Origin of the sequence: Flavobacterium aquicola (genome assembly GCF_003385115.1) — a bacterium.
GTDB classification, from domain to species: Bacteria; Bacteroidota; Bacteroidia; order Flavobacteriales; family Flavobacteriaceae; genus Flavobacterium; species Flavobacterium aquicola.
The window spans coordinates 47,688-61,203 of record NZ_QUNI01000013.1 but is presented as its reverse complement, the minus strand read 5'-3'; the positions used below and the strand labels follow the sequence as shown (position 1 = coordinate 61,203).

12 protein-coding genes are annotated in these 13,516 nt (G+C 33.6%); 5 read left to right on the top strand and 7 right to left on the bottom strand.

All coding sequences use genetic code 11. The annotated features are described in order from the left end of the window. Position 1 precedes the first annotated feature (1 nt). The 3 genes from C8P67_RS17950 to rpmH all read right to left on the bottom strand — a co-directional run bounded on the left by C8P67_RS17950 (position 2) and on the right by rpmH (position 5,373). Positions 2-2,068: a CotH kinase family protein gene (locus C8P67_RS17950; protein ID WP_245980501.1), complete on the bottom strand. Its 2,067-nt coding sequence runs from the start codon at positions 2,066-2,068 to the stop codon at positions 2-4. A 136-nt stretch (positions 2,069-2,204) separates the two neighbouring features. Continuing rightward, entirely contained in the window at positions 2,205-5,060 is a 2,856-nt protein-coding gene (gene carB / locus C8P67_RS17945) for a carbamoyl-phosphate synthase large subunit (protein WP_115814647.1), read from the bottom strand. A 151-nt stretch (positions 5,061-5,211) separates the two neighbouring features. Further along, on the bottom strand, positions 5,212-5,373 hold the full coding sequence (gene rpmH / locus C8P67_RS17940; protein WP_008464848.1) for a 50S ribosomal protein L34: 162 nt from the start codon (positions 5,371-5,373) through the stop codon (positions 5,212-5,214). Positions 5,374-5,538: 165 nt separating this feature from the next. Here rpmH and C8P67_RS17935 point away from each other — a divergent pair, with 165 nt between their 5' ends. Both C8P67_RS17935 and C8P67_RS17930 read left to right on the top strand, forming a co-directional pair. Then, on the top strand, positions 5,539-6,054 hold the full coding sequence (locus C8P67_RS17935; RefSeq protein ID WP_115814565.1) for a DUF2892 domain-containing protein: 516 nt from the start codon (positions 5,539-5,541) through the stop codon (positions 6,052-6,054). Positions 6,055-6,216: 162 nt separating this feature from the next. Continuing rightward, a complete protein-coding gene (locus C8P67_RS17930) occupies positions 6,217-6,912 on the top strand; it encodes a TlpA family protein disulfide reductase (protein WP_115814564.1) in 696 nt (231 codons plus the stop codon). 3 nt (positions 6,913-6,915) lie between these two features. Here C8P67_RS17930 and C8P67_RS17925 read toward each other — a convergent pair whose 3' ends face one another. Beyond that, positions 6,916-7,584, bottom strand: coding sequence for an alpha/beta hydrolase (locus tag C8P67_RS17925; protein ID WP_115814563.1), 669 nt, complete (start codon positions 7,582-7,584; stop codon positions 6,916-6,918). A gap of 283 nt (positions 7,585-7,867) precedes the next feature. Between C8P67_RS17925 and C8P67_RS17920 the strand changes: the two genes are divergently transcribed. Beyond that, the gene (locus C8P67_RS17920; protein ID WP_115814562.1) at positions 7,868-8,179 is read left to right on the top strand and encodes a GNAT family N-acetyltransferase; all 312 of its coding nucleotides are present in this window, start codon (positions 7,868-7,870) and stop codon (positions 8,177-8,179) included. A 50-nt stretch (positions 8,180-8,229) separates the two neighbouring features. Here C8P67_RS17920 and C8P67_RS17915 read toward each other — a convergent pair whose 3' ends face one another. From C8P67_RS17915 to C8P67_RS17905, 3 genes are all read right to left on the bottom strand, one after another. Beyond that, positions 8,230-9,864, bottom strand: a complete 1,635-nt coding sequence (locus C8P67_RS17915; RefSeq protein WP_115814561.1) for an ABC-F family ATP-binding cassette domain-containing protein — start codon at positions 9,862-9,864, stop codon at positions 8,230-8,232. Positions 9,865-10,098: 234 nt separating this feature from the next. Then, entirely contained in the window at positions 10,099-11,271 is a 1,173-nt protein-coding gene (locus C8P67_RS17910; RefSeq protein WP_115814560.1) for a GlmU family protein, read from the bottom strand. A 169-nt stretch (positions 11,272-11,440) separates the two neighbouring features. Beyond that, complete coding sequence (locus tag C8P67_RS17905) at positions 11,441-11,692, bottom strand: type B 50S ribosomal protein L31 (RefSeq protein ID WP_115814559.1); 252 nt, start codon at positions 11,690-11,692, stop codon at positions 11,441-11,443. A 240-nt stretch (positions 11,693-11,932) separates the two neighbouring features. On the opposite strand from C8P67_RS17905, the gene C8P67_RS17900 reads away from it, so the two are divergent. Beyond that, positions 11,933-12,472 (top strand): DUF4199 domain-containing protein, encoded by a 540-nt coding sequence (locus C8P67_RS17900; RefSeq protein WP_115814558.1) that lies wholly within the window; start codon positions 11,933-11,935, stop codon positions 12,470-12,472. Continuing rightward, entirely contained in the window at positions 12,472-13,428 is a 957-nt protein-coding gene (locus tag C8P67_RS17895; RefSeq protein ID WP_115814557.1) for a glycosyltransferase family 2 protein, read from the top strand. Before C8P67_RS17900 ends, C8P67_RS17895 begins: the two co-directional genes overlap by 1 nt. Positions 13,429-13,516: the final 88 nt, after the last annotated feature.

The following is a 13,516-nucleotide window of genomic DNA, read 5'->3' as shown; positions in this document are numbered from 1 at the left end:
ATTATTGTTTTATTATTTTTTGAGTAACTGAGCCATTTTCATCATAAACAGCAATAAAATATACTCCGTTAGTATATTTACTTAAATCTACTTGTGTATTCTCTGATTTTTGCTTCATATCATCTAACAAAATCCCCAAAACGGAATAAATTTTAATTCCTGCTATAGGCTTACTTGTATGAACAGTTAAAACATTAGTAACTGGATTTGGATAAACCTCAATAACAGCTGACTTCAAAAATGAGGATGTAGAAAGGGAAGTATCATTTTTTGCAATCCAGCTTGATGCTAAACTATTATCCAAGTCTGTACTTATTAATTTCAGATAACTTCCATTTCCATCTGCCTCGGTTACCCAAGGTGATGCGTCAGAATACTCAACACTGTCAATAGTGTTTCCAAATCCATCTGCCAAAACCAATTTTTGGGAACTATTAGATAGGTTTCGGGTAAATTGCCCAGATGCAGGAATTCCATATTTATTTTGAAATGTAACTGTATTGCTGGCTAAAAATATACTAGCTCCCGCTAAAACAATCGAACTGGCCGGAAATTGATAGGTGATCCCTAATTCTTTTAAATATACCCCCGTCAAATCTACAGTTGTATTGCCTGTGTTTACAATTTCTATAAATTCTAAATCATCACTAACCGAAAAACCTGTGGAAATAGCTGGATTATAATTTATTTTATTAATTACTAAAGAAGGAACTTGAACAGCACTACATGAAGAAAAAGATCCTAAGTTACTAGTAATCCAAGATATTCTAGCAGACAAATAAGTTTTAATACCTGCAATTTCAGTAGTAAAATCTCTTAAAGCTCCCCATTTTATATTATCACGATTTTTAGCTTCTGTAATATAACTTACTGTGTTATCAATATTTTGCTCTAAACTAGAATAATTAAAAGGCATGCCTGTCTGGCTCAGTTCATTCCAGCGTTTTGATAAATAGCATTTAAAATTAGAATCAGTAAATAGATCAGACCAAAACCTAGGACCTACATTATCACCATTGGCAAATTGCCAAACATCTGATTTGCTGCGGTCATAACCCCATTCAAACAAATCATTACCATATGTTAAATTAAAATCCCAAATAGGTCCTGCACGCAATTTACCATTTCTGTCTTTATGAAAATAAGTACTGTACTGATAAGAATCAACATTCGAAGCAAACTCATTAAGCAGCATAAAATCTACAAAAGAAGGCACGTCAATAACAGATGGATAACCAGCTATAAAATCTGGATTAGTTGCACTTGATTCTAATTTCAAAAACTCATTATGAATATATGTGTTTTGCTCTGGCGTTACCGCAGTAGGTTTAGGCAGCTCATGAATAAAATCAACCCAGCCCGCAGTAGAAAACATGGACCAAGCTATAGGATCTCCACCAGTAGTTTTGTCTGCCTTTGTAATATAACCTCCTGTTACATTAGGGAGACTTACATCTGAAGAGCTAATTTTAAGTATATTAATACGCTCTGAGTTTGTCTTTAATTTTTCCTGCATAGCATACAAGCCAAGATATTCTCCATTAATAACAACTTCACAATAAACTGTCCTTGAAGCGTAATCACCTATCTGCCTTGCTAAATTATAGGAAAGAAAATCCCTCATGAAAGAAGGATCATAAGCAAACGAGTTTAAAACCCAATCATTTTCTGCCGGCATACCTAATATACTCACATTATTATTACTCTTGTTATCCGCTTTTAAAGTTGTCAGCCCATATGGCTTTTTTGGCAAAAGCTGTGATGTAGAACCTCTAAGCTCAATACCAATTCTTCCATCATAGTTTAAATATTCAGCGGTATTGACATCCGTCAGGAAGTTTCTGCTTCCATCTGGTCTGTTTATGATTTTCATAGCAGCCAAAATTTTAGGATCATCTAATATTTCCAATGGCAGATTGGTATTAGGATCCAAATCTGTATTGATTACAACAATTGGCAGATTACTATCGGTAAATGTTTGCGAATGAATCTCACCAGATGATATCAATAACATTACAAAGAAGAACTGAAACAGCGTACTGAAATTTAAAGTCTTAATTTTAAACATAATGGAATAGATTTTTATCAAATATATAAATTTTAACACAATAAAGATAAGCTTTAATAAACTGTATCTTCAATGTTAAGAATATAACAAAAAAAGCCTCGAAAACGAGGCTTTTTTGATATTATGGACTTAAATTTTATTTACTCAAGTACATTTTTCTTCTAGAATATAATTCGTAGAATTGGTCGTCTTTCAAGTCTTCGATAAACAAGATGCTTTCTCCAGTTGATTTCATTTCTGGTCCTAATGCTTTGTTTACATTTTGGAACTTACTGAAAGAGAAAACCGGCTGTTTGATAGCATATCCATTCAATTTAGGATTGAAATCAAAATCGGTTACTTTTTTCTCACCTAACATTACTTTGGTAGCATAGTTTACATAAGGCTCTCCGTAAGCTTTTGCAATAAATGGAACCGTACGGGATGCTCTAGGGTTTGCTTCGATGATATAAACGGTATCGTCTTTTATCGCAAACTGAATATTGATTAAACCAACTGTTTTTAAAGCTTTAGCTATTTTAAAGGTATGGTCTTTTATTTGCTGCATTACAAACTCTCCTAAGTTAAAAGGAGGCAGAGTCGCATTACTATCTCCTGAGTGCACACCGCAAGGTTCGATATGCTCCATAATTCCGATGATGTACACATTACCGTCAGCATCACAAATAGCATCTGCTTCAGCTTCGATTGCTCCAGCCAAATAATGATCTAAAAGCAATTTATTACCTGGAATCTGCTTCAGCAAGTTGATAACATGCTCTTCCAATTCTTTTTTGTTGATTACGATTTTCATTCCCTGACCTCCTAATACATAAGAAGGACGAATCAATAATGGGAAGTCTAAAGTATCTGCCAAAGCAGAAGCTTCGTCAGCTGTTTCAGCAATTCCGAATTTAGGGAAAGGAATATGTAATTCTGTCAATAAATCGGAGAAACGTCCTCTGTCTTCGGCTAAATCCAAAGCATCGAAACTTGTTCCTATAATTTTTATTCCATATTTCGACAATTTTTCAGCTAGTTTCAAAGCTGTCTGCCCTCCTAACTGCACGATAACACCTTCTGGTTTTTCGTGTTGGATGATATCATAAATATGCTCCCAGAATACTGGCTCGAAATATAATTTATCAGCAGTGTCAAAATCTGTCGAAACCGTTTCAGGATTACAGTTAATCATGATGGTTTCATAACCGCATTCTTTAGCTGCCAAAACTCCGTGCACACAAGAATAATCAAACTCGATTCCTTGTCCGATACGGTTTGGTCCTGAACCCAAAACAACGATCTTCTTTTTATCAGTAACAACACTTTCGTTGTCAACATAACGCTCACCATTAGCTTTTTCGATTTCAGCCTCGAAAGTAGAATAATAATAAGGTGTTTTAGCCTGAAATTCCGCTGCACAGGTATCAACCAATTTAAACACTCTGTTAATATTCATATCCATACGCAAAGAATGAACTTCGCTCTCCTTGGCCCCCATCATGTGTGCAATCTGTCTGTCAGCAAAACCTTTTTGTTTCGCTTCAAGCAATAATTCTTTCGGTAAAGATTGTACGGTGTAGTTCGAAATTTCTTTTTCTAAAACATACAATTCCTCGTATTGTTTCAAGAACCACATATCGATTTTAGTAATTTCATGAATACGGCTCAATGGAATTCCCATTGCGATAGCATCATAAATTACGAAAACACGGTCCCAGCTGGCAAAAGTCAGTTTTTCGATAATCTGCTCGTAGTTGGTATATCCTTTTCCGTCAGCACCAAGACCATTTCTTTTGATTTCCAATGACTGTGTAGCTTTGTGCAATGCTTCTTGGAACGAACGTCCAATTCCCATTACCTCACCTACTGATTTCATTTGAAGACCTAAAGTTCTATCTGCTCCTTCAAATTTATCAAAGTTCCAGCGCGGTATTTTTACGATTACATAATCCAAAGTCGGCTCGAATAAAGCTGAAGTTGATTTTGTAATTTGGTTTTGTAATTCATCTAAATTGTAACCTAAAGCTAATTTAGAAGCAATTTTTGCAATTGGGTAACCAGTCGCTTTCGAAGCCAAAGCTGATGAACGAGATACACGAGGATTGATTTCAATCGCAACGATATCTTCTTTTTCATCTGGCGAAACTGCGAATTGTACATTACATCCTCCTGCAAAGTTTCCGATACTGCGCATCATTAAGATGGCGTAGTCACGTAATTTTTGGAAAGTTGTATCCGATAATGTCATCGCTGGCGCAACTGTAATTGAATCTCCAGTATGAATTCCCATTGGGTCCATATTTTCGATTGAACAGATAATCACAACATTATCATTTTTATCTCTCAATAATTCCAATTCGTATTCTTTCCACCCTATCAAAGCTTTATCAATCAAAACTTCGTGAATAGGTGACATTTCTAATCCATAAGTCAGTTTTTCGTCAAACTCTTCTTTAGTATGTACAAATGCTGCTCCAGTTCCTCCTAATGTAAATGAAGGACGAATTACTAATGGGAATCCAAATTCCTGCGCTATTTCTTTTCCTTCCAAGAAAGAAGTAGCCGTTTTTGCAGGTGCAGTTGGAACATCTATTTTTTGAAGCAATTGTTTGAACTGCTCTCTATCTTCAGTAATATTGATAGCATTAACATCAACACCAATCATTCTTACCCCAAAATCCTGCCAAATCCCTTTTTCATCAGCCTCCAAACATAAATTCAAAGCAGTCTGTCCTCCCATTGTTGGTAAAACTGCATCTATCTGCGGATGCTCCTTTAGAATTTCAATAATTGACTTTGTTGTTAAGGGTTTCAAATAAACATGATCCGCCATTGAAGGATCTGTCATAATTGTAGCTGGATTGGAGTTAATTAAAATTACTTCAATTCCTTCTTCACGGATCGAACGGGCAGATTGGGATCCAGCATAATCAAATTCGCATGCTTGACCAATTACAATCGGACCTGAACCTATTATTAAAACGGACTTAATGGATGTGTCTTTTGGCATTTTTTTTATTATTGTAGTTATATTTTTATCACTTATAATTTGAAATTTGTTAGGAAAAATCAAATATCAAACTTTTATACAGCAGTACCGCTTGGGTATAAAAAAAGGCGATACTAAAAAAAGTAACGCCTTATAGATGTTTATTCAAACATTATTTTTTGTGTCTAGGTTCGCTAGAAACAGTCAATTTATGTCTTCCTTTAGCTCTTCTGCGCGCTAGAACTTTTCTTCCATTAGCTGAAGCCATTCTATCCATAAATCCGTGTTTATTTCTTCTTTTTCTTTTCGATGGTTGAAACGTTCTTTTGCTCATTGCTTTGTATATTTAAATCTTAATTATAGTATCAGTTTGTTTTCGAGTTTTGCTTATTTCAAAACCGAGTGCAAATATACAAAGACTTTTTTCACTGGCAAGTAGTTTTTAAAAAATATTTTTAAATCCTTTTACTATATTTGCAGACACAAATATACATCAATTATGTTTAACAAAATTATAAAACTTATACTAGCCGGACTTCTTGTCGTTGCTGGTATTTACGAAATTGTCGACGACTCAGTCGGAAATGGAATCTTCCTTATATTATTGACTGCAATTCCAATTTTTCTTTATTTCAAAAACGAATTCATACTACTTGCGTTTTTAAAACTAAGAAAACAAGACTTTGAAGGAGCTAAAAAATGGTTAGCTTATATTAAAAACCCAGAAACTGCATTAGTTAGAAAACAACAGGGATATTTTAATTACCTGCATGGAATTATGCTTTCACAGACAAATATTAATCAAGCAGAGAAATATTTCAAAAAAGCAATCGAACTTGGTTTATCAATGGATATGGATTTAGCTGTTGCTAAATTAAATTTAGCCGGAGTAGCAATGTCCCGCAGAAGAAAACTTGAAGCTACCGCTTTATTAAACGAAGCAAAAAAGCTGGACAAACAAAACATGCTTAAGGATCAAATCACCATGATGAAAGAGCAGATGAAAAAAATATAATTTTACAATTTTATTTACAAAAGAGCGTTCTAATTAATTTTAGAACGCTTTTTTTTATACCTTTAAGTCATATAAACGGATTTATTTGTCGTTAATCGGTAAAGTTATCAAATTGTTATAAACATTATTTATTTTTGCCAACCTATTAAATTCTAACCATTTATGCAAAGAAAACTACTCATTTTATTGTTTCTTTTCAACTTATACTCTGTATATAGCCAAGATACAATTGTGTATTTCACCGATGCAATAAAAGAAAATATTACTCCTTATAAAAGAGCATCGAATAAAGCTTACGAGAGCAATGATATAAAAGAAGGAAAAAAACTTTTTGATTCTTTAGTTAAAACAAAACTTATTGGGACAAAATTTGATGATTTCAGCATTAAAGTTTATAAAGAAAAAAACGTTAAAATTAATCGAATCAACAAACCTATATTTATTATTACCTACGCATCTTGGTGTGTAATTCCCAAGGGCGAAATTCCCGCATTAAATATACTTGCCAAAGAACATCGAAATGACCTGCAGTTCATCGTAGTTTTTTGGGACAAAAAAAGTGATTTAAAAAATATTGCCAATAAATTCAATGATGTTATCAAAGTATGTTACGCTAACGAATATTATGCTAAAGATTCACACATAATTGCTACAATAAAACATACATTAGGCTTCCCTACTTCAATATTCATTGATGAAAATAAAAACGTAGTTAACGTTAAGCATTTTGAGAATAAAATTAAATTAAAAACACCAATTAAGGAGGCTATTATAAGCAGTTATAATTACTTTAGTAAAGATATTAACGAAAACCTAGTTAATGCAGTAACTAAAAACAGAAGTTTTACCACTAATTAATTTCTAAACATATTTTTCGCCTAAAATAATCTTAGGCAAATTAGAGTTCAGCCACCTGTATTTATTAAGAATCATAACATGAGTTCCTCCGGAGACTACAATACAGTTTTCAATATATTTAATTGGAAAAACATCATCCGTGTCTCCATGAACATGAATCACATCGGGATCAGCATCTGTTCTATCCCATAAAATCACCTGCTCGATAGCCCAATCCAAATATCGCCTATCCCTTACCGAAAGAAACTTTTCATACAGCTTAAGTCTTTCATTTACTTTTTTTCCAAATGAAAATTTAGCAAGGCTTTCAATATTTTGAACCAAACTTACAGGAAGCAGCTTATAGGCTTTTGTCCTTTTGGCCAAAACCATTCTTTTAGGAAATTCCAGATTACTTTTTACACTGGAAATAATTATGATTTTGCGTGTTGAAATAAATTTTGCCATTTCCTGAACCAAAATACCGCCAAAAGAAACTCCTATCAAAACTGAATTTTCATGTACAATCTTTTGAGTCATCCGTTTGGCATATTCCTGCAAAGACTCTTTCTCATTTGGAATTTCCCACTCCAAAAAAAACATTTCAAATTCAGATTCAGGAAGTTTTATTCTTTCAAAAATTGCAGTGCTAGCCGCTAAGCCTGGCATAAAATAAACCGGAATCTTATTCATATCACATATTTTATTGAGAGAAACCTAGACAAGTTGCCCCCTTACAATCCTTAAAGTTAATTTTTTTATTCTCATCTGTCAATCACTTATGATACTTTTAATAAAAATAAAATTGATTTTTTTATAAAATAACAAAACCGTTTTAATCATTAACCACATACTCTTTAAAAATTTAGTTTAATAAGTAAATGATAAAAATCATTGTCTCTGATTATCAAATCATTACCTTTGTGTTTTATTTAAGCATATTAAACTTCATAAATATTTACAAATCATTTTATCAATGCATCAAATGGAAACGATAACAAGATTAGAAATTAAAGACAATGCTTTTGCCAGACAATTTGAAACAAAAACTGAAAGCGGCATAATTACTTTAGAATATTCATTTCAAGAAAAAAAAATATTTTTAACCAAGATTAACACCCCCGAGAATTACAATGACGAAGAATTTATTTCTAATTTTCTAAAAAACATCATGGAAACCGTCATTGAGAAAAAGCTAAAAGTTGTGCCGATTCATCCAAAAATTGTCGCTTTCTTTAAAAAAAATCCAATTTACAAAGAGCTACTTCCTCCTGGAATACGCATATAAAAAAAGAGGCTGTTTACAAAACAGCCTCTTTCCTTTTTTTAACCTAAAATTTATTTTTCAATTTCTTTCATGCTGTCCATTTTCTTGTGAGCCAAGAAACCTGTAATATCTTCAAAATGCTCAACAACACGTTTATTTCCAAATTCAAAAACTTTGGTAGCCAAACCATCAAGGAAATCACGATCGTGAGACACCAAAATTAAAGTTCCGTCAAAATCACGCAAAGCATCCTTAATGATATCTTTGGTTTTCATATCCAAGTGATTCGAAGGCTCATCGAGAATCAGCAAATTCACTGGCTCAAGCAATAATTTAATCATTGCCAAACGTGTTTTTTCACCACCTGAAAGCACTTTAACTTTCTTTGTAATATCATCACCATGAAACATAAAAGCTCCAAGAATATTTTTTATCTGTGTTCTAACATCACCAACAGCAATATCATCTATGGTTTCAAAAATGGTAGCGTTTTCATCCAATAAAGCCGCTTGATTTTGAGCAAAATAACCAATTTGAGAATTGTGACCAATTTCTACCGAACCGCTGTCAGGAGCAAATTCTTTCATTATAGCTTTGATCATTGTTGATTTTCCTTCTCCGTTTTTCCCAACGAATGCGACTTTCTGACCTCTTTCGATAACGATATTAGCATCTTTGAAAACCACATGATCACCATACGATTTCGACATTTCTTTTACAATCACAGGATATTGACCAGAACGTGCTGCGGGCGGGAATTTTAATTTCAATGCAGATGTATCCACTTCATCCACCTGAACGATAACTAATTTCTCTAGCATTTTAACTCTCGACTGAACGGCATCAGTTTTAGAAAATGTCCCTTTGAAACGATCGATAAAAGCTCTGTTATCAGCAATCATCTTTTGCTGTTCATCATAAGCTTTCTGCTGATGAATACGACGGTCTTTTCTCAACTCTAAATAATGAGTATATTTTGCTTTGTAGTCATAAATACGCCCCATTGTCACTTCAATAGTGCGATTGGTAATATTATCTACAAAAGCCCTATCATGCGAAATTACCACAACTGCTTTCGCAGAATTAATCAAGAAATCCTCCAGCCATTGAATACTCTCGATATCCATGTGGTTCGTAGGCTCATCCAGCAAAATCAAATCTGGTTTTTTCAAAAGAATTTTAGCCAATTCTATTCTCATTCTCCATCCTCCCGAAAATTCAGAAGTCTGACGTGTAAAATCTTCTCTTTCAAAACCTAAACCGATTAAGATTTTCTCTACTTCAGCTTCATAATTTACTTCTTCAATAGCATAATATTTCTCGCTTAAGTCCGAAACTCTTTCGATTAATTTCATGTACGCATCACTTTCATAATCAGTACGAACAGTCAATTGTTCATTGATTTCATCGATTTCAGCTTTCATTTTAAAGATTTCGCCAAACGCTTTTGACGCTTCCTCCATCACTGTGGCACCATCTTTAGTCAATAAATGCTGAGGCAGATAAGCAACAACGGCCTCTTTTGGAACAGAAACACTTCCTGTAGAAGGCTTACCTTCTCCTGCAATAATTTTTAAAAGTGTTGATTTACCAGCACCATTTTTACCCATAAGGGCAATTTTATCATTTTCATTTATTGCAAAAGAAACATCACTAAAAAGTGTAGTTCCTCCAAATTGAACCGAAATATCGTTAATTGTAATCATCTTAAAGTTTAAAGGTTTATAAAGTTTAGAAGTTTAATTCTCAACTTTTTTTGAAAGCGCAAAGATAGATTAATTAGATAATTAGGCAATTTGAAAATTAGATAATTTGGAAAATGTATCAATTGAGGAATTTGATAATTAGAAAATTAGTCAATTAGATAATTCAAAACAAAAAACTCCGCAAAGTATCAACCTTGCGGAGCATTATCTAATTTTCTAATTATCAAATTAAAATCATTCCTTTCTCCATTTTTTTGATTCCTCAAAAATATGTTCCAAAATAGCAGCTTCTTTTTCATCAAAATCTACATTTCTACGGCTCATTACCAACCTTGCAGTTTCAAAAGCTTTTTTAGTCACATAAGTTGTAAACCCTGCTGCTCCGCCCCACGAAAAACTTGGTACAAAATTTCGCGGGAAACCGCTTCCGAAAATATTTGCACTCACTCCTACCACAGTTCCGGTATTGAACATGGTATTAATTCCGCATTTACTGTGATCTCCCATCATCAATCCGCAAAACTGAAGGCCTGTTTTAGCAAAGCTTTCCGTTTCATAACTCCATAATTTCACTTCTTCGTAATTATTCTTCAAATTAGAATTATTGCTGTCTGCTCCGATATTGCACCACTCACCTAATACAGAATCTCCAAGGAAACCATCGTGTCCTTTATTTGAATAAGCAAAAAGAACAGCATTTTTCACCTCGCCACCAATTCGAGAATGAGGCCCCACTGTAGTAGCTCCGTATACTTTGGCTCCCATTTTTACCTGCGCATTGTCGCATAAAGCAAATGGCCCCCGAATAATGGATCCTTCCATAATTTCAGAATCCTTACCTATATATATTGGTCCGGTTGAAGCATTCAGAGTTACAAACTCCAGTTTAGCTCCTTCTTCTATGAAAATATTTTCAGGCGCGATAGCGTTTACGCTTGCAGGAATGGGCTGAGATTTTCTATCTTCTGCTAAGAATTCAAAATCTTCACGGATTGCCAAGTCATTTTTAGAAAAAATATCCCAAGTATTCTCGATAGTTATACAGTCTTCATTGTATTCCAGAATCTCATAAGTATCGAAATCTACTTCCTGCTGATCATCCGCATAAAAAGCAACAACATCATCCCCCTTGAAAATAGCCTGATTAGGACCAAGATTACTAACCATTTCTGCCAAAACATTATTTGGCAAAAAAGAAGCATTAATCATTACATTTTCCTCCAGCTCAACCATTGGAAATTTCTCTGATAAATATTCTTCAGTCACCGTTGTGGTTGTGGATCTTAAATGTGCTTCCCATTTTTGACGAATTGTCATAATTCCAACCAAAATATCGGCTACAGGGCGTGTAAAAGTAAAGGGTAACAATGCATTTCGAGCGGGACCGTCAAAAAGTATATAGTTCATAAATTAGATTATAAATTGTTAAAATGTGATTTGGTTATCAGCGCAAAGTTACAATTATTTTTAAATTTTACTGAGCTATACCTTCTCATAACAAAAGAAAGAAAACGTAATTTTATAAAAAAAGCCCCGCAAATTGCGAGGCTTTTGATGTATTTGAAAACAGCTAAAATTATTTAGCGTGTTTAGCGTATTTAGTTTTGAATTTATCAATACGTCCTGCAGTATCGATAAGTTTAGATTTACCTGTGTAAAAAGGGTGAGAAGTTCTAGAAATCTCCATTTTTACAACTGGATATTCAACACCTTCGTGAATGATAGTTTCTTTAGTATCTGCAGTAGATTTAGTGATAAAAACATCTTCATTTGACATGTCTTTAAAAGCAACTAATCTGTAATTTTCTGGGTGTACACCTTTTTTCATCTTGAAATCTTTTTTATTTGTTTAGCTATAACTTGTCTTGAAGCTTTTCTTCTAACAGAAAAGGTATAAACCCGCTATAACTTTTTGTTTTACAATATTATTTTGAGTGTGCAAATTTACACTTATTTTTTAATATACAAACCTTTGCACTGTTTTTTTTATATAACCGTAAAAATCATTTTTTACGCCTCATTATATTGGGAATTGCTATATTTGTGGATTAATTTAAATCAACTACCAATGACAAACGAAATCGTTAAAAAAAACGGAATAACTTTCGGGGTACTAATCGGAATCATTTCTGCATTAATAACTGCAACAATATACGCTGTCAATATTAATCTTTTTATATCAGGCTGGCTTGGGGCATCAATTATAGGATTATATCTTGTTATTGCTATTATTTTACTTGTAAAAACAAAAAAAGATTTAAATGGAATTTTTCCATACAAAGAAGCTTTCACAACCTATTTTATAGCCGCTGCTATTGGCATAGCAATTTCAACTCTTTTCAACATTATTCTATTCAATTTTATCGACCCATCAGCAAAAGAAACTTTAAAAGACTTAACAGCAAAATACACTTCGGAAATGCTGCAGAAATTTGGAACACCAGCCTCTGCAATCAATGAAGCCATGAAAAAATTGGATGAAAGCAATCCTTATTCAATAGTTGAACTTTTAAAAGGCTTTGTTTACAGCCTTGTTGTTAATTCAATTTTCGGCTTGATTTTGGCTGCATTCTTTAAAAGCAACACTATACATCAAGAATACAAATAATGAATTTATCCATACTTATACCACTTCTTAACGAAGAGGAATCTTTACAAGAATTGTACACTTGGATCATTTCAATAATGAATTCTAACAATTACAGTTATGAAATCATTTTTCTGGATGACGGAAGTACAGATGAATCCTGGAACATTATATCAGGATTTGCCACTGAGAATCCCAATGTAAAAGGGATTCGATTCATGAAAAATTTCGGAAAATCGCAGGCTTTGCATGCCGGTTTTGCTAAGGCAAAAGGTGATGTAATTATCACTATGGATGCCGACTTACAGGACAGTCCAGACGAAATTCCGGCTTTGTATGAAATGATTACCAAAGAAAAATACGACTTGGTTTCGGGCTGGAAGAAGAAACGCTACGATTCAGTTGTGGCCAAAAACATCCCTTCGAAACTATTTAACTGGGCAGCAAGAAAGACATCTGGAGTGAAATTGAACGATTTTAACTGCGGACTGAAAGCTTACAAAAATGTTGTTGTAAAAAACATAGAAGTATCTGGCGAAATGCACAGATACATACCGGTTTTGGCAAAAAATGCGGGTTTTGGCAAAATAGGTGAGCAAGTTGTTCAGCACCAAGCAAGAAAATATGGAGAAACCAAATTTGGAATGGAACGTTTCATTAATGGTTTCTTAGATTTAATTACCATTTGGTTTCTTTCCAGATTTGGAAAAAGGCCTATGCACTTGTTTGGCGCCATTGGATCCTTAATGTTTATCATTGGTTTTTTATCCGCTGGTTACATTGGGATTTCCAAACTATATCATATGTATAATGGAATGAAATATACATTAGTTACCAATAATCCTTGGTTTTTTATCGCCTTGACAACAATGATTTTGGGAACCCAATTATTTTTGGCAGGATTTCTGGGGGAAATTATTTTGCGAACCAAGAACAATGAGGAACGATATAAGGTTGCAACTGAGGTAAATTTTTAACCCTCCTTCATATCTTCAAAAGAAGAACAAAGCAAGAATAAAGAGTGTTAAATTAACTCCATTTAGGACAAATAAGCAAAAAGTAAGA

Excerpts from the sequence above, each read along its gene's own strand:
- C8P67_RS17905 (WP_115814559.1), bottom strand. The coding sequence starts at position 11,692 with ATGAAAAAAGGTGTACACCCAGAAAATTACAGATTAGTTGCTTTTAAA.
- C8P67_RS17910 (WP_115814560.1), bottom strand. The coding sequence starts at position 11,271 with ATGAACTATATACTTTTTGACGGTCCCGCTCGAAATGCATTGTTACCC.
- C8P67_RS17930 (WP_115814564.1), top strand. The coding sequence starts at position 6,217 with ATGCAAAGAAAACTACTCATTTTATTGTTTCTTTTCAACTTATACTCT.
- carB (WP_115814647.1), bottom strand. The coding sequence starts at position 5,060 with ATGCCAAAAGACACATCCATTAAGTCCGTTTTAATAATAGGTTCAGGT.
- C8P67_RS17895 (WP_115814557.1), top strand. The coding sequence starts at position 12,472 with ATGAATTTATCCATACTTATACCACTTCTTAACGAAGAGGAATCTTTA.
- C8P67_RS17900 (WP_115814558.1), top strand. The coding sequence starts at position 11,933 with ATGACAAACGAAATCGTTAAAAAAAACGGAATAACTTTCGGGGTACTA.
- C8P67_RS17925 (WP_115814563.1), bottom strand. The coding sequence starts at position 7,584 with ATGAATAAGATTCCGGTTTATTTTATGCCAGGCTTAGCGGCTAGCACT.
- C8P67_RS17920 (WP_115814562.1), top strand. The coding sequence starts at position 7,868 with ATGCATCAAATGGAAACGATAACAAGATTAGAAATTAAAGACAATGCT.
- C8P67_RS17935 (WP_115814565.1), top strand. The coding sequence starts at position 5,539 with ATGTTTAACAAAATTATAAAACTTATACTAGCCGGACTTCTTGTCGTT.
- rpmH (WP_008464848.1), bottom strand. The coding sequence starts at position 5,373 with ATGAGCAAAAGAACGTTTCAACCATCGAAAAGAAAAAGAAGAAATAAA.
- C8P67_RS17950 (WP_245980501.1), bottom strand. The coding sequence starts at position 2,068 with ATGTTTAAAATTAAGACTTTAAATTTCAGTACGCTGTTTCAGTTCTTC.
- C8P67_RS17915 (WP_115814561.1), bottom strand. The coding sequence starts at position 9,864 with ATGATTACAATTAACGATATTTCGGTTCAATTTGGAGGAACTACACTT.